At 53.3% G+C, this 23,268-nt stretch carries 20 protein-coding genes; 9 read left to right on the forward strand and 11 right to left on the reverse strand.

What is annotated here, in order from left to right; genetic code table 11:
* Positions 1–210: 210 nt before the first annotated feature.
* Entirely contained in the window at positions 211–2,199 is a 1,989-nt protein-coding gene (tkt, locus tag SOJ49_RS16270) for a transketolase (protein ID WP_369855545.1), read from the reverse strand.
* A 336-nt stretch (positions 2,200–2,535) separates the two neighbouring features.
* Here tkt and SOJ49_RS16275 point away from each other — a divergent pair, with 336 nt between their 5' ends.
* Positions 2,536–3,069, forward strand: a complete 534-nt coding sequence (locus tag SOJ49_RS16275; protein ID WP_369855546.1) for a VF530 family DNA-binding protein — start codon at positions 2,536–2,538, stop codon at positions 3,067–3,069.
* A gap of 20 nt (positions 3,070–3,089) precedes the next feature.
* On the opposite strand, the gene SOJ49_RS16280 is transcribed toward SOJ49_RS16275, so the two are convergent.
* Entirely contained in the window at positions 3,090–3,782 is a 693-nt protein-coding gene (locus tag SOJ49_RS16280; RefSeq protein ID WP_369855547.1) for a thiopurine S-methyltransferase, read from the reverse strand.
* A 309-nt stretch (positions 3,783–4,091) separates the two neighbouring features.
* Here SOJ49_RS16280 and SOJ49_RS16285 point away from each other — a divergent pair, with 309 nt between their 5' ends.
* The 3 genes from SOJ49_RS16285 (at position 4,092) to SOJ49_RS16295 (ending at position 6,744) form a co-directional block, all read left to right on the forward strand.
* Positions 4,092–4,973 carry a dienelactone hydrolase family protein gene (locus SOJ49_RS16285; protein ID WP_369855548.1) on the forward strand — a complete coding sequence of 294 codons (882 nt, stop codon included), beginning with the start codon at positions 4,092–4,094 and terminating at the stop codon, positions 4,971–4,973.
* A 100-nt stretch (positions 4,974–5,073) separates the two neighbouring features.
* The gene (locus tag SOJ49_RS16290) at positions 5,074–6,201 is read left to right on the forward strand and encodes a MalM family protein (RefSeq protein ID WP_369855549.1); all 1,128 of its coding nucleotides are present in this window, start codon (positions 5,074–5,076) and stop codon (positions 6,199–6,201) included.
* A gap of 66 nt (positions 6,202–6,267) precedes the next feature.
* Entirely contained in the window at positions 6,268–6,744 is a 477-nt protein-coding gene (locus SOJ49_RS16295; RefSeq protein ID WP_369855550.1) for a CreA family protein, read from the forward strand.
* Positions 6,745–6,842: 98 nt separating this feature from the next.
* Here SOJ49_RS16295 and SOJ49_RS16300 read toward each other — a convergent pair whose 3' ends face one another.
* From SOJ49_RS16300 to SOJ49_RS16320, 5 genes are all read right to left on the reverse strand, one after another.
* The gene (locus tag SOJ49_RS16300; protein WP_369855551.1) at positions 6,843–7,022 is read right to left on the reverse strand and encodes a hypothetical protein; all 180 of its coding nucleotides are present in this window, start codon (positions 7,020–7,022) and stop codon (positions 6,843–6,845) included.
* A gap of 223 nt (positions 7,023–7,245) precedes the next feature.
* Complete coding sequence (locus tag SOJ49_RS16305) at positions 7,246–8,895, reverse strand: PepSY-associated TM helix domain-containing protein (protein ID WP_369855552.1); 1,650 nt, start codon at positions 8,893–8,895, stop codon at positions 7,246–7,248.
* On the reverse strand, positions 8,892–9,185 hold the full coding sequence (locus SOJ49_RS16310; protein WP_369855553.1) for a hypothetical protein: 294 nt from the start codon (positions 9,183–9,185) through the stop codon (positions 8,892–8,894). The genes SOJ49_RS16305 and SOJ49_RS16310 overlap by 4 nt, the downstream gene beginning before the upstream one ends.
* Complete coding sequence (locus SOJ49_RS16315; RefSeq protein WP_369855554.1) at positions 9,185–9,445, reverse strand: hypothetical protein; 261 nt, start codon at positions 9,443–9,445, stop codon at positions 9,185–9,187. The genes SOJ49_RS16310 and SOJ49_RS16315 overlap by 1 nt, the downstream gene beginning before the upstream one ends.
* An 11-nt stretch (positions 9,446–9,456) precedes the next feature.
* Positions 9,457–11,424: a TonB-dependent receptor plug domain-containing protein gene (locus tag SOJ49_RS16320; protein WP_369855555.1), complete on the reverse strand. Its 1,968-nt coding sequence runs from the start codon at positions 11,422–11,424 to the stop codon at positions 9,457–9,459.
* Positions 11,425–11,761: 337 nt separating this feature from the next.
* On the opposite strand from SOJ49_RS16320, the gene SOJ49_RS16325 reads away from it, so the two are divergent.
* The 4 genes from SOJ49_RS16325 to SOJ49_RS16340 all read left to right on the forward strand — a co-directional run bounded on the left by SOJ49_RS16325 (position 11,762) and on the right by SOJ49_RS16340 (position 16,108).
* Positions 11,762–12,649, forward strand: a complete 888-nt coding sequence (locus SOJ49_RS16325; RefSeq protein WP_369855556.1) for a Tim44 domain-containing protein — start codon at positions 11,762–11,764, stop codon at positions 12,647–12,649.
* A gap of 217 nt (positions 12,650–12,866) precedes the next feature.
* On the forward strand, positions 12,867–14,084 hold the full coding sequence (dapC, locus tag SOJ49_RS16330; protein ID WP_369855557.1) for a succinyldiaminopimelate transaminase: 1,218 nt from the start codon (positions 12,867–12,869) through the stop codon (positions 14,082–14,084).
* A gap of 10 nt (positions 14,085–14,094) precedes the next feature.
* A complete protein-coding gene (locus SOJ49_RS16335; RefSeq protein WP_369855558.1) occupies positions 14,095–14,526 on the forward strand; it encodes a SufE family protein in 432 nt (143 codons plus the stop codon).
* Positions 14,527–14,734: 208 nt separating this feature from the next.
* Positions 14,735–16,108 carry a Fic family protein gene (locus SOJ49_RS16340; RefSeq protein ID WP_369855559.1) on the forward strand — a complete coding sequence of 458 codons (1,374 nt, stop codon included), beginning with the start codon at positions 14,735–14,737 and terminating at the stop codon, positions 16,106–16,108.
* 100 nt (positions 16,109–16,208) lie between these two features.
* Here the strand turns inward: SOJ49_RS16340 and SOJ49_RS16345 are convergent, their stop codons facing one another.
* From SOJ49_RS16345 to SOJ49_RS16360, 4 genes are all read right to left on the reverse strand, one after another.
* Positions 16,209–17,243, reverse strand: a complete 1,035-nt coding sequence (locus tag SOJ49_RS16345; protein ID WP_369855560.1) for a hypothetical protein — start codon at positions 17,241–17,243, stop codon at positions 16,209–16,211.
* Positions 17,244–17,784: 541 nt separating this feature from the next.
* Positions 17,785–18,849, reverse strand: coding sequence for a class II fructose-bisphosphate aldolase (fba, locus tag SOJ49_RS16350; protein ID WP_369855561.1), 1,065 nt, complete (start codon positions 18,847–18,849; stop codon positions 17,785–17,787).
* Positions 18,850–18,920: 71 nt separating this feature from the next.
* Positions 18,921–20,081, reverse strand: a complete 1,161-nt coding sequence (locus SOJ49_RS16355) for a phosphoglycerate kinase (RefSeq protein WP_369855562.1) — start codon at positions 20,079–20,081, stop codon at positions 18,921–18,923.
* 76 nt (positions 20,082–20,157) lie between these two features.
* Positions 20,158–21,216, reverse strand: coding sequence for a type I glyceraldehyde-3-phosphate dehydrogenase (locus tag SOJ49_RS16360; protein ID WP_369855563.1), 1,059 nt, complete (start codon positions 21,214–21,216; stop codon positions 20,158–20,160).
* Positions 21,217–21,687: 471 nt separating this feature from the next.
* Between SOJ49_RS16360 and SOJ49_RS16365 the strand changes: the two genes are divergently transcribed.
* Positions 21,688–23,208, forward strand: a complete 1,521-nt coding sequence (locus tag SOJ49_RS16365) for an aldehyde dehydrogenase family protein (protein WP_369855564.1) — start codon at positions 21,688–21,690, stop codon at positions 23,206–23,208.
* Positions 23,209–23,268: the final 60 nt, after the last annotated feature.

The raw sequence follows: 23,268 nt of genomic DNA on the forward strand, positions 1-23,268 counted from the left end.
AACAAATGCTACCGAGTCCTGAGAGGGGAAACACGATAGCACTTGCTGACGATACTAATTTTACATTGCGGAAATTTCGGAATAAAGACAAGAGTACGTATCAGTACTGATGCCAATCAGTAATAAAACTATTAGACAATCCGACAATCTCCTTCACAGCCAGACAATTCGGGATCTGTTGTAGACAGGTTAGCAGATCCCGATAGATTCTCAGACCAGGCTATTAATAGAATTAACCACTTTGTCTCTGGTGAAACCGAAGTGTGCCATCAGATCAGCAGCCGGTGCCGACTCTCCAAACGTATCCATACCAATAATGACACCCTGCAGACCAACAAACTTGTACCAGTAATCCTTGTGCAGCGCCTCAACGGCAACGCGTGCTGTCACGGCAGCGGGCAATACGGACTCAATGTACTGGGCATCCTGTTTACAGAACACTTCAGCACACGGCATGGACACCACGCGAACGGCCTTGTCGGCAATCTGCGCCGCCGCATCCATCGCCAGGCCGACCTCGGAACCGGTTGCAATCACAATCACGTCCGGGGTACCTGCGCACTCTTTCAGGATATAGCCACCACGAGCCACATTGACAACCTGTTCTGCGGTGCGTTGTTGATGAGGTAGATTCTGACGTGAGAATACCAGTGCTGATGGACCATCTGCACGCTCTACCGCCGACTTCCAGGCCACTGCGCTTTCAACCGTATCACATGGGCGCCAGGTTTCCAGATTTGGCGTATTACGCAGACTGGCAACCTGTTCTACCGGCTGATGGGTAGGGCCATCTTCACCCAAACCAATGGAATCGTGGGTGTATACAAAAATAGCGCGTTGCTTCATCAGCGACGCCATACGCACAGCGTTGCGGGCGTATTCCATAAACATCAGAAAGGTAGCGCCGTAAGGAATAAAGCCCTTGTGCAATGCAAGGCCGTTCATCATGGCGCTCATGCCAAATTCACGCACGCCATAAAACAGATAGTTGCCGCTGGCATCTTCAGCGCTGATGCCGTTGGCACCCGACCACAAGGTCAGGTTGGAACCGGCCAGGTCGGCAGAACCGCCGAGGAGTTCTGGCAGCAGCGGACCAAACGTGTTCAGTGTGTTCTGGGATGCTTTACGAGAGGCGATTGTATCGCCCTTGGTCTGGCATTCGGTGATGTAGGCAGCCGCCTTCACGCTGAAGTCAGCAGGCAATTCACCTTTCATCCGACGCTCAAATTCAGCAGCCAGTTCCGGGTAAGCCACAGCGTAGGCAGCAAATTTGTCGTTCCAGGATTGTTCGGCGGCGGCACCCTTTGCTTTCGCGCTCCAGCCTTCATACACATTGGCCGGGATTTCAAACGGGCCATGTGTCCAACCCAGGCGTGCACGCGTCAGAGCAATTTCGTCATCACCCAGTGGTGCACCGTGGCAGTCTTCCTTGCCTTCTTTATTCGGTGAGCCAAAACCAATGATGGTCTTGCAACAGATCAGTGTCGGTTGCTCGGTATTGGCCCGCGCAGTGTCAATCGCCATCTTGATTTCTTCGGAATCATGACCGTCCACGTGGCGAATGACCTGCCAGCCGTAGGATTCAAAACGGGCAGCCGTATCGTCGGTAAACCAGCCATCAACGTCTCCGTCGATAGAAATGCCGTTGTCGTCGTAGAAAGCGACCAGCTTGCCCAGACCCAGAGTACCCGCCAGAGAACAGACTTCATGAGAGATACCTTCCATCATGCAACCGTCACCCATAAAGACATAGGTGTTGTGGTCAACGATGTCGTGGCCCTTGCGATTAAACTGGGCGGCCAATACTTTTTCTGCTACCGCCATACCAACACCATTGGCAATGCCCTGACCCAAAGGTCCGGTGGTGGTTTCAATGCCCGGGGCGTAGCCGTATTCGGGGTGACCTGGCGTTTTGCTGTGCAGTTGACGAAAACTCTTCAGGTCATCAATGGACAGCTCGTAGCCAGTCAGGTGCAGCAGCGAGTAAATCAGCATGGAGCCATGACCATTGGACAGGATAAAGCGGTCGCGGTCAGCCCATTCCGGATTGTTCGGGTTGTGTTGGAGATAGTCGTTCCACAGTACCTCGGCGATATCAGCCATGCCCATTGGGGCGCCTGGATGGCCACTTTTGGCCTTCTGGACAGCGTCCATACTTAATGCGCGGATGGCGTTAGCCAGTTCGGTACGAGAGGTCATGTTACGACTCCTGATTGTGTCAATGTTAGCAAGCACAGGATAGCAGACCGGTAGCCTGTCGATGGAAATCACTCTCCTGGCAGCTGCTGTGCCATATGCTGTGTCATATAAAGGCGCGCATTGTCGCTCAGAGCCACAGCAAGGGCAATGACGTTGCCGCAGACCGACGACCTTCATTGCTATGCAACAGAACCAACCAGGGCAGGAACCACCCGCGCCTGCATCTGGGAGCAGACATAGACGGGGCGAGGCTTACTGGGCGTACCCGGTTCAAGCATGGGTTTTCTACACCGCAACAGGTACAATCGCGACCTTCACGCTTTTACCGGATGGTTCATGAACGACGAAATCAATTACAAAAACAACCCACTGCATGGCGTAGGGTTAAAACAGATGCTGGTTGAGCTGGTGGGGCACTACGGCTTTGATATTCTGTTTGCGTATTTGAACATCAACTGTTTCAAAACCAATCCGGGGATTGATGCCAGTGTGAAGTTTCTGAAAAAGACCACCTGGGCCAGAGAAAAGGTTGAGGTCTTTTATTTGTATCAGTTCAAGAATTTGCCCAAGGCTTCATCCACCCAGTTTGCTCTGCCTCCCAGAGACCGGATTATTCCCGCCCATCAGGCACCAGGGGAACCTGCAGTTCTGAGCCTGGAAGATGCTGATCGGTTGCGGGAAAAACGTGAAAAGCAGGCCACGGAACATGGCAAAGGGCCTCGTTCGCGCCAGGGTAACAATGGCAGACACAGCGGCACTGGCCATTCCCGCAATACAACGCCATCAACAACGTCGTCAACAACGTCGTCAACAACACCTGACAGCCGCAAAATTGATCCCTGGGCCAAAGCACGGGACAAGTTTGAATAACCGCTGAAGCCGATGACCAATTACTTCGGCAGTAGCCGATACAGCTTGGTATCCGTGATATCAGCAGCCTCCGGCAACGGCATGTCTATCTGGCTACGTTCTGCCTGAATCACCTCAATCTCAAACGTCGTCTGATACAGCGCCAACAACTCCTGATCAATATCAAAAGGTTGTTCCTGTTCGTCCGGGTCTTCCACTGTCAGCAGATAGACCGGGCATTGCCCGGCTGGCAAAATGTCATGCATGTGCTGCACATAGAGACCACGAATCGCCGGATTCAGCGCGGTCAGGGATGCCCGATCAAACACCAGATCAATATGGCCCAGCTGCGCCATCGTCAGCTGAAAAAAGTCGCCACTGAGTATGGTGATGTGCTCGCTGCGCCAGCAGATAAAATCACCCGCCCGGCTGCGCTGGTAATCAATCTGGTTTTCGACAAAAAACGCTTTAACAGCAACCTGGCTGAGTTCTACTCCTACGACGTCATAGCCCTGTTGCGCCAGCCACAGCATATCGAGGCTTTTGCCACACAACGGCACAAACACCCGGCTGTTGTCTGCCAGCCCCAGCCTGGGCCAATGGCGCACCAGTAAACGACTCGCAGCATCCTGATGAAACTCAATCTGGTCGTTACGCCACATGGATAACCAGGCTTGATTATCCTGACCTGCGCTGATGGCTGCTATCGCAGTTGCCGTTTTACGTTTATTCATGAAGATCCGGCGTGAGTCACAGCACACGCGAATCAAAACCGACACAGGGTATGTCAGCTCAGGCTTGTGGTGACACACCCTATCACAAAATCAGGGGGCATCCGGATCAACACCAATAACCACACAAAAGTTATGGACTAATACCCGCAATCTGAACATTGTGATCCCACACTGACCGAATCGCTCTTATATAGTGAATACCTTTTATGCTCATGCATTTTTTTTATCGATGACAAGGAACCATTCAGCCACCGATTTATCCACTGCGATTCGGCGTTACAACAACATCGGCCTGCGCAGGATACTGCCATGAATAATGACCCTATCGATCCACAGGTTTACGATTTATACGACGAATATTGTCATTCAGGCATGAGCAGGCGAGATTTTCTCTCTCGTGCTGCAGCTCTCACTCTGGTCACCGGCTCCGGTCTGGCCATGGCACAGGCACTCCTGCCCCGTTATGCCGAGGCGGCAACGATTTCCTTTACCGATGATCGCATCAAGGCAACCTATATAGACTACGACTCTTCTGGCGGGACGTCGGGTCGCATGCGAGGTTATCTGGTCAAACCTGTGGGAGAGGGTTCTTTCCCGACCGTGGTAGTGATTCATGAAAACCGTGGCCTCAACCCCTATATAGAAGATGTCGCCCGGCGCCTGGCAGTCGCCGGGTTTCTGGCACTGGCACCGGACGGGTTATCACCCGTCGGGGGTTATCCAGGGAATGACGACGACGGTAAACAGTTACAGGCCAGCCTGAATCAGGAAAAATTGTTCACCGATATGTTGAACAGTGCCCGTTTTGTCAAAACTCATCCACTGTCCAGCGGCAAGCTGGGGGCAACCGGTTTCTGTTATGGCGGTGGCGTCGTGAACCAGCTGGCGGTTGTTATGGGTTCTGACCTGAATGCCGCAGTACCGTTTTACGGTCGCGCCGCAGAGAGTCATGAAGTACCCAACATCCAGGCACCACTGATGATTCATTACGCTGAGGACGATCCGCGTATCAATGCCATGCGTTCAGGCTACAAGGCGGCGTTGACAACCCACAAAAAAGACTTCGTGATGTACAGCTATGAAGGTACCCGTCATGGCTTCCACAACAATTCCACCCCACGCTTTAATGAGCTGCAAGCCGATATCGCCTGGGAACGGACAGAAAATTTCTTTAAAAAACAGCTATCCTGACCCTCTCACTCTACCGATCAGACTGATTCAACTGGCTCCGGGATAACGCTCTGCGCTACAGTCGCGGGCGTTATGGTTTGTCTACCGACAAGGAGCCTGAATGAAGTATGTGTTTCCCCTGTTCTCAGGGTTAGTGGGCGTGCTGCTTAACGGTGTGGCGCTGGCGGCCAACGAAGAGTCGGACAACAGAACCAGCCGTGACCCGGTCATGGACAACTCGCCAAAAAGCGATGGAATACCCTCGCCGATTGACTGGTTAGCCAGTTTGCCAACGCTTCACTACCACAGTCTGGTATATGGCTTTCAGGGTGAACTGATCCCAACCACGGAACCCATGCTGCTGGGTCAGCATCATGTATTGGCAACCGGCCTGGAGCTGCCGCACTACGACCGCAACATCCGTATGGATTTGCAATCACTGGTCGAAGAACAAACCGTTTTTTATCCAGCCGTGATTTTGCTCGATGCGCAATTTGATGCCTTGGAAATCTACAACAATCCCGTACTGATCAGCGACACCAGCAGCCGCAACGAAGGAGTTTACCTCCAGCTGGAAGTAGATCCTGAAACCCGCTATCTGGTGGTGTTTACGGATGCCGAATGGTTGGGACGTACGCTGACGCAGCAACCGCAAACCAAGCGTTTGATCATAGGCGACAGCTATGTGACCGATCAGACGGTGCTCCAGCAAGGCAGCTACCTGACCACCGATACCCCGACCCTGAAGCTGGCCATTCCAGCCCGAACCGAGTCCGCCCCCAACTACTTGCACCGGGGCTGGGAAATCGGCCTGGGAATGGATTTTGGCGGTGACAAAGTCGCCGAAAATAAACAGGGCGAGCCGTACAATGCCGGAGCTGGTGCAATTTTGTATGGCGGTTACGCCATACCCGCCAGCCGTCGCATCGAAACACGGGCACGACTGGGTATTCTGTACCAGGGCGGCGAAGGTAATAGTCAGGGCTTAGTGATGCAGCTTGATGCCGGTTATCACTATCCCCGGTGGGCAGCCGGTGCCGGTTTGCACATCGATATAGCCCATAGCATCAAGGACAGGGATGGTACCCGGACGGCGTTGGACAATACCCTCAGCCCACGGCTTTTTATTGAATACAAGGTGACCCGAGAGATGCGCTTTGAACTGGCCTATAAATCCGCCACCTATCATTCAGACCGACAGACCTTTAACGGCGACTCGCTTGGTGTTTTTATGACCTACCACTACTGAGTCCGTTGTCATGCTGTATACGACCAAGCACACCAAACGACCCACTACATCGGAGTACCAACAACTATGGCCAACTTATTACGTCCAATACTGCTGGGCCTGATCGCGGTCATCTCCGCCACAGCACACGCAGAGGTGGTCGGCGAAGTCGACACCGCCTTCAAGCTGATTGGCAAAAACCACAAGATAGTCATAGAAGCGTTTGATGATCCCAAGGTAGCGGGAGTGACCTGCCATCTGAGCCGCGCCCAGACTGGAGGTATCAGTGGCTCACTCGGGCTGGCGGAAGACACGTCGGACGCCTCCATCGCTTGCCGCCAGATTGGTCCGATCCGTTTTCTGGATACTCTTGACGATGGTGAACAGGTATTCACCAAGCGCACTTCCTTGCTGTTCAAGACCATGCAAGTGGTGCGATTTTTTGACCGTAAGCGTAATACGCTGATCTACCTGGTGTACTCCGACAAAATGGTCGATGGCTCGCCGAAGAACAGTATTTCTACCGTCCCTATCCAGGACTGGCGTGCGCCAGCAAACAACTAATCATACGAACTCTCAGCGACCATGGATCCGGCAAGCCCTGTTTATCCGCTCGTAACCGCTTGCTGGACGGCGACGAGCGGGCGGTACGCTGGAGCTGGCTAATGCTTGTTCACCACACCACACTGCTGATCACCGTAGTAGTTATCCGCATAGTTACACCCCTGAGTCGGGCAGCGGCCCGATTGTGGGGCCGGTGTAGCAGAACGCGCTTGAGGTTGCCGGGTCGCACCTGCTTCAAGCTGGGAAACCACGGCGATATAACGAAAGATACTATTCATGGCTAATCCTCTGTTTGTCTATCAACACAGTCAGATTAATCCGTCTGGCCTACCAGGGATAATGACATTTTGCTCTCTCGTTAATAGATTAAGGCAATAAGAAAATAGGTTTCAATAATTTTACCAACATCTTCACCCATAACCTTACTAATAACTTTACCCGTAGAACTTACTTCAATTCACCCACCGCAGTGCTGTTTCTGACCAATAAAGCATGGAAAATCTACTCTGCCGTTATCCTCGTTGCCCTGGGAGGTGCCGCAGTACCAGACATCAACGCGCGCTGACGCACCCGCAGATCAAACCAGAGCATCATCGCGGCGACCAGCAACGCCGCCAGATCCACGGCCAAACTCGCGCCATGGACAGAGATCTCTGCGGTGTTCCCGAGCAACGCCAGCAGCAGACTGCAGGCCGGAATCAACAAGACGCAAATCGCCGTTGCTTGTAGCAACTCACGTCCAGCACGCTCACTGCCACGTATACATGCCCACAACAGCCAGGCTAACCAGGTCAGGTAATAACCCCAGACCACCAGCACATTGGCCTGATCATTATGGCTACCCAGCAACCCTGCTGATGTTTTGCTGACGACCATGGCAATCGCAACCCCGGCGATGGTTCCCAGACAAACCCCTGTTGTGGCATTAGCCATCCAGCGTACCGAGCGGGACTGCGCGGACATCGGCAAATCGGCTTTGCCGTCTTTTTTGCGCCGACTCTGAATCCACAACAGATTACCGCTGTAGAACACAAACGCACCGCTGATCCCCAACACAAAGTACAGCCACTTCACTGGTGTGCCACCAAAGCTGCCAAAGTGCATGCCAAAGAAACTGCTGACCAGCACACTCCAGCCATCCTGTTGCCCCGGTAATACACTGGTATTGGTGACTTCCAGCGTGTACGGATTGAGAATGACATAACCCTCGCGTGCGCCACGGGTGAGGTAAGCGTCATGAGTAACCGCCACTCTGGCCATCGCCCGCGCCGACTCCAGATTCATCAACTCGACCGCCTTGACGTCAAAACCCGGTGCTTGTTCATGTACCCGCGCAAGCAACTGGCTGATTGGCGGCAACTCGCTGAGCGGCTGCGCCGTGGCCACGGCTCGCGGCCCAAACATCGCTTGCTCACCGTACACGACGCCTTTCAAGGCACCATATAATAGGTCATGAAAGGCAAATACCACCACGGTAACGGCAATCACCAGATGGAACGGCAAACTGGTGATGCCGATCAGATTATGAGCGTCTAGCCAGAAACGCTTGCGGCTTTTTTCCGGGCGCAGAATCAGAAAATCACGCAACAGCGTGGGTAACACCAGCACGACACCTGACACCAGCGCCAAGCTGTAAAGCAGGGCGGCCACTCCCATCAGGTACACACCAACAAGCTCGTGTCCCAGCTGCCCAGGTATACCGGCGCTGCGATGAAGCAGATCAATCAGCTCACCCAATTGGCCAGGAGTCTGCTGCTGCACCTGCAATTGTCCGCTTTCATCCAGACTGGCTTGCCAACGTGAAGCCGACAAGTTCAGTTGATGATGATCCCCCTCTCCCTCGTTCCAGAATACCGGGGCGTTGCCCGGCGGATGGTCGCCCAGCTGTAATGTCAGTTCATGCCGGGCTGCCGGATACCGTTCCAGCACCTGACCCACCAGCAAATCCAGTTCGGCAGTGGTCAGTCTTGATGTCGGTACGACTTGTTGATCCAGCGCTTCTGACCATTGTTGAACAGGTTCTTCAAACATGGTTAATGCACCGGCAAAAAAACCGATAAACAACAACATCCCGGAGCTAATGCCCACCCAGGTATGCAAGGTTTTGTACATTTTTAATACATCACCACGCACCTTGAAGCCGTTTTTCATAACATGGCTCCATAGCGGACACCGTACAACGCGACATGACTGACTAATGCCAGCCCCCCCAGAATCAGCCAGGCCCGTGCGCCGCTTCGAAACAGATATACCGTCGTCAATATTGGTAACCAGACCAGTACGATCAGCCACATATTGAACTGCACCTTGTTCGCCGCAGCGATACCCCCTGGCCCCAGCCAGGCAAACAGACCACTAATACCCAGTGCCAACAAAAATCCGGCGACCACACCACTCAGGCTCTTTGACCACCAGTCATAACGCAAAGAACGTGACGACATCAGTCAGCCCTCCGACGCAGCAAAAACAGCGCCGGAAGTAACCCCAGCGCCAGCATGATCACCACCAGCCAGCTCAATATTGCGGCCAGCGGCGACAGCAGTAGTAGCCAGCCCAGCAACGACACACCCAGCGCGGCAAGTACAATCGGCCAGAACGCCTTGGATAACGGCTGTGACAGCCAGCGCTGATTGGGCAGGCACAGATACAGCAAGGCAACCGCCAGTATGGTCAGGCCGATAAGCAAAATAGTCGTGATCATCAGGATGTCCATCAGAAGCTGTAGGTGCCGCCCAGATAATAATTGCGCCCCAGTTCCACGGTGGTGATATGGGAATCCATATTATCCAGATTGGTATCGCCAATATTATTCACGCCAAACTTCAGTCGAACTGCCTCGTTCAGATCCATCAGGAAGCCGAGATCGGTACGGTAATACGACAGTTTGTGCACATTGGTCTGGGAATTGGCCCAGAAGGAGTAGGTCATACCTCCCACATAATTAACGCTCAGGCTGGCGCTAAGGGCATCTGTTGCCTGCATTTTCAGAGCGAGATTCGCTTGATGCTCGGGGCGATACTCAATCACCGCATCATCACCGTCCTTGACGCTCAGGCGGGTGTAGTTACCACTGACGGCCAGATGATCGGCAACATCCAGATCACCGCTCAATTCATACCCCCTGGACGTTACCTTGCTCAGATTGACCCAGATCGGGTGATACACCCCATCGTCATCTGCTGCACCCAGCTCACGCTCGATCTTGTCTTTCACTTCCGTATCAAACACATCCGCGCTCAAGGCCCAGTCAGGCTGACGCACTTCAACACCCAGCTCTTTGGTGATACTGGTTTCTGGCGTCAAATCCGGATTACCGGGAATATAACAACCCCCACCACAACTGATCTCGTTGTATTCCGGGCTTAACTTACGTCCGTCTGGAGCCTTGAAGGCTTTGCCGATTCCCCCTTTCAGAGTCACCGCATCGTTTAACTGGTACACCAGATAGCCTTTGGGAGAAAAGTGGCCACCAAAAATTTCATGATTATCCCAACGACCACCGAGCGTCAGTGTCAGCGCCTCCATCAGGGCAATTTCATCCTGCACAAAAACACCCACCTGATCGATGCTGTACTTGCCGGTGGCAACATAATTGATCGGGTCTTCCAGCTCCTGATGGCGGTAATCCACCCCGGCCACCAGGTCATTGGCTCCAAATGCCGTATTGACGTAAGCCTTGGCATACAGGTTGGATTCCTTGGTGTGATGCTGGGGGGTCACGTAGCTGGTATTAAAATCGTCGACATCGCTGTGCTCGTACTTGATGTAGGCGGTGGTTGATGCGCTGTCCCATAATCCGGTATGTGTCAGCGCCAGGTCGTAACGACTGATTTCCTGCTCACGATACGAGCTGCTGCTATAGGCCTGGTAGGGCCGCTTATCCTGGTTGTAGCCAAAATCAATATCAATACTTTGCTGCTCGTTCAGATCCAGCGTCAACGTTGATGTCAGGTTGCTGGCGGTTTTTTCTTCCTGATCCGGCACATCGTCATCGTCATTGGCGTACCAGGCTTCGCGACTGTATTGATCTGCGGAAACAGACAAGCTCACCTGGTCACTCAGGGAACCCATTGCGGTGCCTCCCAGACGATAGCGGCCACCGTCTTCACCCGAATCGACCACGGTGTATTCGCCACTGACACTGCCGCGCCAGTCGCCCGCCGATTTTTTGGTGATGATATTGATCACCCCACCAATCGCATCCGAGCCATACAGTGCCGCCATCGGCCCACGAATCACTTCAATCCGCTCAATCGAAGTTACCGGAATGGAATTGAAATCAACGTCGGTTCCCTTGGCAAAAGCACCGCCAGACGACACCCGTTTACCATTCACCAACACCATGGTGTAATCACCGTCCAGACCACGAATCTGGATATCATCCCGGCCATTGCCATCCGTCAGGTTGTTCAACCCTGCATTCGCTCGCAGCAGATCACCAAGACTGTCCACAGGTGCCGCTTCAATCGCTTCAGCATCCAGAACCGTCGTAAAGGCAGGCGCAGTTTCAATCGGGCGCGCACTCATCGTTGCGGTAACGACCACGGCTTCAAGTTCAATAACAGACGAATCATCCGCCACAACGACAGATGAAAAGCAGGTAGCGAGCGTCAGGCAGGCAGGAGTCAGACAGGGGTAAATCCCATTCAGGAGGGTAGAACTGCGGTTGAACTTGGTCATGAATCAGTGCTCTTAGTGGGTGGTTGAGACTTTGACATCCATATCAAATACAAATGATATTATTTATCATTTGTATTTGCATGTAAATACCACACACACTTGCCGCTGCTGGCGGAACTCGTCAGCAGCGAACCGGATCAATAATGACCCGGTGATTGGCAGCCACAGCTTCTGGCAACCCAGGACACACTCTGCCAGGACACATTCTGGTTGTGGCCCTTTAAATCTCACCAAATTTCACCAAATTTCACCACGATCGTCTTTCAGACTTCGTACACCGGGTTATTCTGGTAAAGTAACGTCCGATTTGGCAAAGACGACATTCACAGAGGTTATTATGAAGTCCTTCTGGTCCCTGTTTACGACGGTTTTTCTGCTGTTGGCCTTGGTACAACCGGCTGAGGCAGGTAAAAAATTTGGCGGCGGCGGCTTTGGTAAAAGCTTTTCCACAGCCCCTGCCCAGAAAAAATCGGCAGCCCCTTCTTCCACTCAAAAAGATCAACCCGGTGTCAGCAATGCTCAACCTGCAGGCAAAACAGCGGGCAGTAAAACTGGTCTGATGGGCGGTATGCTCGGTGGCCTGCTCGCCGGTGGCATGTTTGCCTACCTGCTGGGCAGCGGTGCATTTGATGGCATCCAGTTTATGGACATCCTGTTGCTGGCATTGGTGGGGTTTGTACTGTTCAAACTGTTTGCCGGACGACGTCCACAGCCCCAATCGCAGCCACAAGCGGCGGGCCATCAACGACATGAACCCTTCCAGGCTGCAGCCAGTGAACCCGACACCGTGGCCCAGCGCAACGATCTGAGTGCCATGATGACCCCGACAGGCAACGAGGCACCGGTCAACCTGCCAGACGACTTTGACCAGATCGCCTTTATTGGCGGCGCACTGGATCATTATCGCCAGGTACAACAAGCCTGGAACGACGGTGATATGAACACCATCAAGGAATACGTTGCCCCCGAGCTGTACGCCGAACTGGCCCAACAACGTGCCGCCATGGCCGATGCGCCACCACAGACCGAAGTACTCGATCTTGCGGCCGACATCGTACGGGCAGAACAAGACGGCTCCGTGCGTCAAATCAGCGTCCTGTTCCGTGGCCGCAGCCGTGATAACGGTGACCACTCCGAAGATGGCATATTCGACACCTGGCATCTGGAGCGCGATATGTCGATCGACAACGCCCCCTGGCTAGTAGTTGGAATTGAAGCCGACTGATAACCGCTACACCCTGCTTATCACTGAACGGAGCCTCACGGCTCCGTTTTTGTATCCAGACAACCGTCCGGTTCACATCCAGCGCCCTGCAGCAAGCGCCATACTTTTGTCATAATGACCTGCTCTTTCCCGGAGCAGTGGGTATAATCACCCACACTTTTTCACGGTAGCGATTACTGCCAGTCGTTGTCCTTGTCGTTGTCCTTGTTGGTGCCACATGAATCCAGACCTGAGCAAACTCCAGCCCTATCCGTTTGAAAAGCTTGCAAAACTGAAAGCAGCTGTCAGCCCTAATGCGGCACTGGAGCATATATCCCTATCGATCGGCGAACCCAAACACCCGTCTCCGGCCTTTGTGCAACAGGCCATGATCGACAACATCCAGGCACTGGAAAACTACCCCACCACCAAAGGCCTGCCAGAACTCAGTGAAGCCTGCGCCCATTGGCTCAAGCGCCGCTTCACCCTCAATCGCATCGATCCTGTGGCCCAGGTTATTCCCGTCAACGGCACCCGCGAAGCCATCTTTGCCTTCGCCCAGGCCGCCGTCGATCGTACTCAGCCACACCCGCTGGTGCTCAGCCCGAACCCCTTTTACCAGATTTACGAAGGTGCAGCCTACCTCGCGGGTGCCGAACCCTACTTCCTGCCCTGTATGGAAGCAACCGGCTTTAACGCCGATTATGCCTCCGTACCAACTGACGTTTGGGAACGCTGCCAACTGCTGTTTGTCTGCTCACCGGGCAACCCGACCGGCTCGACCCTGAGTATTGAGCAGTACAAGGAACTGATTGCACTGGCCGACCAATACGACTTTATTGTGGCCTCGGACGAGTGTTACTCCGAGCTCTGGGTCGATGGCAAAGAAGCTCCGGTTGGCCTACTGCAAGCCTGCGCCGAACTGGGCCGCGACGACTACGACAAGTGCGTGGTATTCCACTCGTTGTCGAAACGCTCCAACCTGCCTGGCCTGCGCTCCGGTTTTATTGCGGGCGACGCCAAACTGCTGAAACCTTTCCTGCTGTACCGCACCTACCACGGTTGTGCCCAGCCAATTCAGACCCAAATGGCCGCCATCGCCGCCTGGAACGACGAAGCCCACGTGGAAGACAACCGCCGCCAGTACACGCAGAAATTCAACACCTTTATCGAGATACTCAAGCCAGTCATCGACATCCAGCAAACCGACGCCAGCTTCTACCTGTGGTTAAAAACCCCGATTGCCGATGACCTGTTTGCCCAGCGCCTGTTCGCCGAGCAGCACATCACCGTACTGCCCGGCTCCTACGTTTCCCGCACCGTGAATGGCATCAATCCCGGCGCTGGCCGCGTCCGCATGGCACTGGTCGCCAGCGTGGAAGAATGCCGCGAAGCCGCTCAACGCATCCGCAGCTTTATTGAAACACTAAACACCGAACTGGCTGAACCAGCCTGAGGAGATAACCGTGAGCCTGACCCCGAATCCCTTTGGCACCGACATTACCACTGACGACATCCTCGATACCCTCGGCTTTTTTGACGACTGGGAGGAACGCTACAAATACATCATCGAGCTCGGCAAGCAGCTGCCATCGATGCCAGACGACAAAAAAACCGAACAACACCTGATTCGTGGTTGCCAAAGTCAGGTGTGGATCGACTCCGACATCATCGACGGCAAGCTGGTATTAGAAGCCGATTCCGACGCTCATATCGTCAAAGGCCTGCTTGGCGTGGTGCTCAGTGCCTACAATGACAAAACGCCCGCTGACGCTCTCGCATTTGATATTGATGGCTATTTTGCTGATATTGACCTGATCAAACACCTCAGTCCTACCCGTGGTAACGGTATCCGCGCCATGGTGCAGCGGATTAAAGAAATCGCTGCTGGCGCTTGAAGCAGACACTCTATCTGTAGACACTCTATCGACGCCCCCTGCCAAAGGGGTGTGCGTCTCCTCTCTGTAGCAGAACGGGTGGCGACGGTTGCGGTTGCATGGCAAGCCTGATCATCCGCAGCAACACCAACGACTAATTTATAAAAAATGAGCAGTAAGCCTTCTTCTCATTGATATACTAATTTTAATTATATTAGTAGTTGATATCATGAAGCGCCCACAAACTCCTCCCTATCACGATCAGCCACTGACCGCTCTGACGGCGATGAACCACGCCCAACTGCTGCATTTGTTTCAGGCAGACATCGGCCCCTGCGATGCGAAAGGGCGCTACCTGCACTGGGATAAACTGCGCCACCTGCCATCCCCAAGCGGTTTCAATGCGGAATTACACTGGATTGCTACCAAGCTGGTCCGAGAAAAAATAGCCCGGAGTATTCCTCTGCTCAATAAAGACAATCAGCCATTCCGGTTTTGTATTCCCGATACCCTGATGCGGGATTTATTGTGGATCAGCGAAAATGCCAGCGGCGCCATGGCTGCCGATGCCATCATGCAAGACAAAAGCACCCGGGAACATTATCTGATCAACAGCCTGATTGAAGAAGCCATCAGCTCCAGCCAACTGGAAGGAGCCTCGACAACCCGTAGAGTAGCCAAGGAGATGCTCACCAGCGCCAGAACACCACTGAACCAATCCGAGCGCATGATTGTAAACAACTATAAGGCAATGCAGTTTATTCGGGAATATCGGCATGAGCCATTAACCCCTTCGATCATTTTCGAATTACACCGACTGCTGACAGCAGGAACACTGGAGTCTGGCGATGAACATCTGGCCCGGCAGTTCAGACGTGTGGAAGATGATATTTGTGTCTTTTATCAGGATGACCAACTGCTGCACGTACCGCCCAAAGCCGCTGAGTTACCCCAGCGGCTGCAGGCACTGTGTGATTTTGCCAATCAGACTGGCGATGATTCTGGAGAGATATTTATTCCTCCGGTGATCAAGGCCATCATTGTGCATTTTATGATCAGCTACGATCATCCTTTTGTTGACGGTAATGGCCGTACCGCACGAGCACTGTTCTACTGGATGATGGCGAAAGAGAATTACTGGCTACTGCAATACACCTCGATTTCAAGGGTGATCAAGAAAGCACCGGCGCAATATCAAAAGGCCTATCTCTATACCGAAACCGATGCCAACGATCTGACGTACTTTATTGACTACCAGTTGGATGTCATCAAAGAGTCAATTCATGACCTGCATAAGTGGCTCAAAGACAAGATGCAGGAGCTGAGAGAAACCGAAGATGTGCTCAGTGGCTCTGCTCTGCAGGGACAGTTGAATCATCGTCAATTATCTATCCTGAAACATGCTTTGAAGAACCCCGGTTATGAATACAGCATCAAGGGCCATCAGCATTCCCACGGAGTGGTGTACCAGACGGCACGTACCGATTTATTGAATTTGGCAGAAACATTCCAGTTACTGAAGCGCTACAAGATCGGCAAAAAAGATACCTTTATTGTTCCTCACAACCTGAAGGACATCATCAGAGAAAAAGCCCGTCAATAGCGAAACAACGGCATAACCATGCGCCACAGAAAACAGAAAAGGGCGCCGAAGCGCCCTCTAACAACCGTTGTGTAACAACCGCCGTGTACTGCTGTGAGTATCAGTTAAGCTGATAGTCGTAAGTCATATCGTAGTCGGAGATAACTTCTACGGGTGAACCTCCAGCATCAACTGTCATGGTCTGAGTAAATTTCAGCGTAAAGGTCTTGCGCGTATCGGTATCGGTTACCACAGTGACAACCAGGTCGGTGATATCAGAACCAGCAGTCTCGAAGCCAGCGGCGGCCCGATCTTCAAGTTCAGACAAGGAATCCGGTGCCTCCAGCCCTTCAATGGTGACCGCAGGAATAGCCGTCGTCGTGACTCCGGATTTAAACGTGCCGCTGAAGGTCAGCGTCCACTCGCCATCCAGGTTGCTGTTGTCACCGCCGCCAATGGTGATGCCATCGGTATCGATATCGACGTCGTAGTCATACACCAGACCGTTCACTTCAACGATGAAAGAACCTGCGCTGAAGTCGATATCGATACTGATAAGATCCAGTACCGCATCCAAACCACTGCCGTTGACGCTGAACTCGGTCGTAAAAAAGTCGTAACTGTCAGCATCCAGGCCATTGCCGGAAAACTGTTCACTGAAATTGGCATTAATCTGCGCCTGAACGTCAGCAAGATCATCGCTGGAGAAGCTGGTAGCGGCGGAGGCCCAGTTTTGTTGCAGCGTCGCCAGGCTGGTTTCGCCATTGGCCAGGAACATCGCCAGCGTGGTCATCGGTGTAATATTGGCGATGCTGTTGGCGGTTGCCGCAAAAGAATACTGTACGTCCGAACCATCGTCAGGAGCAGCACGCAGCAAGAAAGGCGCTGACATGCCGGTTACTGTAATGGTGTAGCTGCCGTCAGCCTCGATCGCGACATTGACTTCTGTACCACTGGCGTCTGTTACATAGACGAAACCGTCAATCGCGGCACCGGTGGCCGCTGTACCTTCCAGCGTCGCATCTGCTGAGTTGCTGCTATCGTTATTATCACTGCTGCTGTCATTGCTATCGCTACTACCACAACCCGTAATGGCCAGCGTGCTACTGATCAGAGCGGCAGACACCCAGCCCGTTAATGAATGAGTCCAGTTCATGAGTTGATTCCTTTGTGCTTATCACATGGTTAACTATTTGGGTCTGATCACCGGTAGATTGGTGTTCCGGTTTCCAGAACGGTCAAAGAGTAACCAGCTTTGGTTTGGCAATACAATTCCTTACAAAACCAGTGCGAGCCTCTGTGCAGAGCGTCACAACTTCCCCTGATCGAACGTAGGACAAGCTGGCAATAGATAGGCTGGCTACCGCGTCACAGAGTATTTCCGGGTCTCAGCCGCTGGCTTGCAAGGCATTGATAAATGCTGCAGTGGCTGATAGCGGGTAAACGATCGATGGCAAAACAGTGTCGACAAGCGATAGGAAGGCGATAGGAAGGCGATAGGAAGGAGGGACAAAAATACCAGAACCGAGGTATCACCACGAGAGGCAAGAAACAGCAACAGACAGGAGGCGAAGGAATTCGCCGCCGAGACAAACCGATGGCGGTAACGGTTCCAGAATAAACCTCATTACCGCCAACAGAAGGCCACCGCACGGGTGCGGCCAAACATCAGCTCAAGACTGATTCAGGCAGCCAGATCAGGCAATCTTTGGATCCAGCTCACCGGTCAGGTAACGCTCGTACATCACGTCCAGAGAGTCGACCTTGATCTTGCTGGCATTACCTGCGGTACCGAAGGCTTCGTAACGGGCAATACAGATGTCGGACATTGCCGTCACGGTTTCTTTCAGGTATTTACGCGGGTCAAATTCGCCTGGGTTCGCTGCCAGAAAACGACGGATGGCACCGGTAGACGCCAGACGCAAGTCGGTATCGATATTCACCTTGCGGACGCCGTACTTGATGCCTTCAACGATCTGCTCAACCGGCACGCCGTAGGTTTCCGGAATTTCGCCACCAAATTCGTTGATGATCGCCAGCCACTCTTGAGGCACAGACGACGAACCATGCATGACCAGGTGAGTACCTGGAATACGCTGGTGAATAGCCTTGATGCGGTCAATCGCCAGAATGTCATCGGTTGGCGGACGGGTAAACTTGTACGCGCCGTGGGACGTACCACAGGCAATCGCCAGAGCATCGACACCGGTTTGTTTGACGAAATCGGCCGCTTCTTCCGGGTCGGTCAACATCTGGTCGTGGCTCAGAATACCTTCTGCGCCAATACCGTCTTCTTCACCAGCCTGACCGGTTTCCAACGATCCCAGACAACCCAGTTCACCTTCTACTGACACACCACAAGCGTGCGCCATTGCGACGGTACGACGGGTGACCTCGACGTTGTATTCGTAGCTGGTTGGCGTTTTGCCATCGGTTCCCAGTGAACCGTCCATCATCACTGAGCTGAAGCCCAGCTGAATGGAGCGCTGACAAACATCTGGCGAGGTGCCGTGATCCTGGTGCATACACACAGGAATGTGCGGAAATTCTTCTACCGCTGCCAGAATCAGGTGGCGCAGAAAAGGGGCACCGGCGTATTTACGTGCACCGGCAGAGGCCTGCACGATCACAGGAGAGTCGGTTTTGTCGGCGGCCATCATGATGGCGCGCATCTGTTCCAGGTTATTGACGTTGAATGCCGGTACGCCGTAGCCAAATTCGGCGGCGTGATCCAGCATCTGACGCATGCTGATAAGTGCCATAAATTAGTATCCTTCTGACTGATTATTCTGACCGACTCGCAGACCGAGCCAGCCGGTTATAGTTTTGGCGCTTATTTGGCGCGCTCTTCCAGTACGGCGACGGCAGGCAGGACTTTTCCTTCAACAAATTCAAGGAACGCACCACCACCGGTGGAGATATAAGATACCTTATCTGCAATGCCGTATTTATCAACCGCTGCCAGAGTGTCACCGCCACCGGCAATCGAAAAAGCATCCGATGCAGCGATGGCAAGCGCCAGGGTTTTGGTGCCTTCACCGAACTGGTCAAACTCGAATACGCCTACCGGGCCATTCCATATGATAGTGCCGGCCTGTTGCAGTTGTGCCGCAAGAGCTGCCGCAGAATCCGGGCCAATATCGAAGATCATATCGTCTTCGGTCACATCATCCGCCGACTTCAGAGTGGCTTCGGCGGTTTCAGAAAATTCCTTGCCACACACCACATCGGTGGGCACTGGAATTGAGACTTTTTCCATCAGCTTTTTCGCCGCTGGAATCAGATCGTCTTCGCACAAGGATTTCCCCACTGGCTTACCGGCAGCGGCCAGAAAGGTATTGGCGATGCCGCCACCAACAATGATCTGGTCACAAATGTCGGACAGGCTTTCCAGGACTTGCAGCTTGGTCGATACCTTGGAGCCACCCACAATGGCCACCAGCGGACGGGCCGGTGTTGCCAGCGCCTTGCCCAAGGCGTCCAGTTCTGCCGCCAACAGCGGGCCAGCACAGGCAACCGGAGCAAATTTCGCCACCCCGTGCGTCGATGCCTGGGCGCGGTGAGCGGTACCAAAGGCATCCATTACAAAGACATCACACAGCGCCGCGTAGGCTTTGGAGAGCGCTTCTGCGTCTTTCTTTTCGCCGGTGTTAAAACGGACGTTTTCCAGCAATACCAGCTCACCTTCAGCAACGTCGACGCCGTTTTCGAAGTCCTTGACCACCACAACGTCACGACCCAGCAAAGCCGACAGATGAGCTGCCACTGGCTGCAGCGAAAATTCGTCGTCGTATTCACCTTCGGTCGGACGACCGAGATGGGACATCACAATGACACGAGCGCCCGCTTCCAGTGCGTGCTGAATGGTTGGCAGAGCAGCACGGATGCGTGCATCGGACGTCACCTTGCCCGCTTTCACCGGTACATTCAGATCTTCACGAATCAGAACGCGCTTTCCCTTCAAATCCAGATCGGTCATTTTGATCACAGACATTGTGGCTTTCCTCATTTGTGTTGCAGGCGTCGCAAGCGCCCTGACTGTTTTTGTTAGTAACTACAATTAATCATGACTACGAATTATTGCCTGTGGATGATGCCGTCATCGCTGACTCACCCGGCGCTTGTCTCATACACAACGCAGTATCCAGCATCCGGTTGGCAAACCCCCATTCGTTATCAAACCACAGCAACAGTTTCAGCATCGAACCGGCGCTGACCCGTGTCTGGGTCGCATCCACAATGCCGGAACGCGGATCGTGGTTAAAGTCGATGGAGGCGTGAGGCTCGTAACTGATGCCCAACAGGCCACGAAACACGCCATTGGCGGCGGATTGTATCAGTTCGTTAACGGCCTGTGCGCTGGTATCACATTTGAGCTGCAAGCTCACGTCCAGAGCGGACACATTGATGGTCGGAACGCGTAAATGCAGGCTTTCGAGTTTGCCTTCCAGTGTCGGCATCAAGCGGGCAATCCCTTTCGGCAGCCCGGTATCAACCGGAATAATACTTTGTACCGCAGAGCGGGTTCGTCGCAGATCCGATGAATAGGCGTCGATCACCGGTTGATCATTCATGGCTGAGTGGATAGTGGTAGTAACGCCCCGCTCTATACCAAATTCACGTTCCAGTAAGGTCAGTACCGGCACCAGACAATTGGTAGAACAGGAGCTGTTGGAAATAATGCGCTGATGCGGCCGGATGCTCGTGTGATTGATGCCGTAAACAATGGTGTTGTCGACCGCACTGTCAGCAGGGTTGGAAATCAGTACCTTGCCAGCACCGCTGAGTAAATGCGCTTCGGCGTCGGCACGGCTACGAATCTGGCCACTGCACTCCAGCACAATATCGACCTGGCATTCGGACCAGTCCAACTTGTCGGGACTGGGCTGGCGGTATAACCGCACCCGATCTCCGTTGATGCGCAGATAATGGTCACTTTCCACCACCACATCTCCAGGGAAGCGACCATGGGTGCTGTCGTAACGCAACATGTAACTGACGGAATCGATATCGGCCAATTCATTAATCGCCACGATTTGCAGTTGCGGGTAATAACGGTTTTCGTAGAGTGCCCGGAGAACCGAGCGGCCGATGCGGCCGAAACCGTTAATGGCGATGCGGGTAGTCATAAAGTCTGGCAATCCGGCAAGTCATCCAACGTCTGGGGGCGCTATTCTCCGGCAATTGCCATGCAGTAGCAAATAGATCGCATGAGTCCAAAGCGCAGGCCAGATAAATCACTCAGTCAACAGGGTGTGAACAGCGCCATACAGGCCAAACTGTCAGCAAGAGATCGGCGGATACTCTCCCTATTGATCGCCGTCCAGCGGACAAACTCTCTCTTGCCAGCCAGCAAACAACGGTCTCTGTCGCATCACCAGTCGCACCACCATTCACCCCCTCTCGGAAGCCTGCCCTGCCGCGCCACAGTGGCATCCCAAAGAACTAGTACCAAGGTAGTGTCTTTTTAAACACGGATGGCAAATGACCCGATGGCAGAGCATCCAGCACACTGGCAGTGTCCATATTGCTTCAGGGTGTTCTGTCTCTCTGAACAATAAACTCTGTTTGCGATAACAATAAATACCCGGAGAACCAACATGATCTACGCAAATCCCGGCCAACCTGGCTCAGTAGTCACCTTTAAGGAACGTTACGGCAACTTCATTGGCGGCCAGTGGGTCGAGCCAGTTAACGGTCGTTACATGGACAACATCAGCCCGGTTAATGGCCAGGTGTTCTGTCAGGTTCCCCGTTCCGATGAAGCCGATATCAATCTGGCGCTGGATGCCGCTCATGCCGCCCAAACATCTTGGGGCAAGGCGTCTATGACCGAGCGTTCCAATATCCTGCTGAAAATTGCTGATCGTATTGAAGCCAATCTGGAAACTTTGGCAGTTGCTGAAACCTGGGACAACGGTAAAGCCGTTCGTGAAACCCTGGCTGCCGACGTACCACTGGCGGCGGATCATTTCCGTTACTTCGCCGGTTGTGCCCGTGCTCAAGAAGGCACCATTGGTGATATCGACGAAAACACCGTGGCTTACCACTTCCACGAGCCTCTGGGTGTGGTTGGCCAGATCATTCCATGGAACTTCCCTCTGCTGATGGCCGCCTGGAAGATCGCTCCTGCGCTGGTGGCTGGTAACTGTATTGTTATGAAGCCAGCGGAACAGACTCCGGTTTCTATTCTGGTACTGATGGAATGTATTGCCGACCTGCTGCCACCAGGCACACTGAATATCGTTAACGGCGTTGGCGCAGAAGCCGGTCAGGCGCTGGCCACATCTACCCGTATCGCCAAGATCGCTTTCACCGGTTCTACTCCGGTTGGCGCACACATCATGAAGTGTGCCGCTGAAAACATCATTCCTTCTACTGTTGAGCTGGGTGGCAAGTCACCTAACGTTTATTTTGCCGACGTCATGGATCACGAAGACAGCTTCGTCAGCAAGTGTGTGGAAGGTGCAGTACTGGCGTTCTTCAACCAGGGTGAAGTCTGTACTTGCCCTAGCCGTTTGCTGATTCAGGAAAGCATCTACGAGAAGTTTATCGGCAAAGTGATCGAGCGTATTGGCCAGATCAAGCGTGGCAACCCGCTGGATACTGACACCATGGTGGGCGCACAGGCTTCCCAGCAGCAGTACGAAAAGATCCTGGGTTACCTGCAAATCGGTCGTGACGAAGGTGCCGAAGTGCTGGTCGGTGGTTCCGCTGAATCTCTGAACGATGACTTGGGCACTGGTTACTACATTCAGCCGACGCTGATGAAAGGCCACAACAAGATGCGTATCTTCCAGGAAGAAATCTTCGGACCAGTGGTTGCAGTAACCACATTTAAAGATGAAGCCGAAGCACTGGAAATTGCCAACGACACCGAGTTTGGTCTGGGTGCCGGCGTTTGGTCTCGTGACATGAACGTAGCGTACCGCATGGGTCGTGGCATTCAGGCTGGTCGAGTCTGGACCAACTGCTACCACGCTTACCCTGCACACGCAGCCTTCGGTGGTTACAAAAAATCCGGTGTTGGCCGCGAAACCCATAAGATGATGCTGGATCACTATCAGCAGACCAAAAACCTGCTGGTCAGCTACAGCACTGATCCACTGGGTTTCTTCTGAGTCCGGTAAACACCATTGCCAGATAAACACTGGCGGGCTGCCTGACCCGCCGGTGTTGTT

Source organism: Candidatus Thalassolituus haligoni (assembly GCF_041222825.1).
Lineage (GTDB): Bacteria > Pseudomonadota > Gammaproteobacteria > Pseudomonadales > Oceanobacteraceae > Oceanobacter > Oceanobacter antarcticus.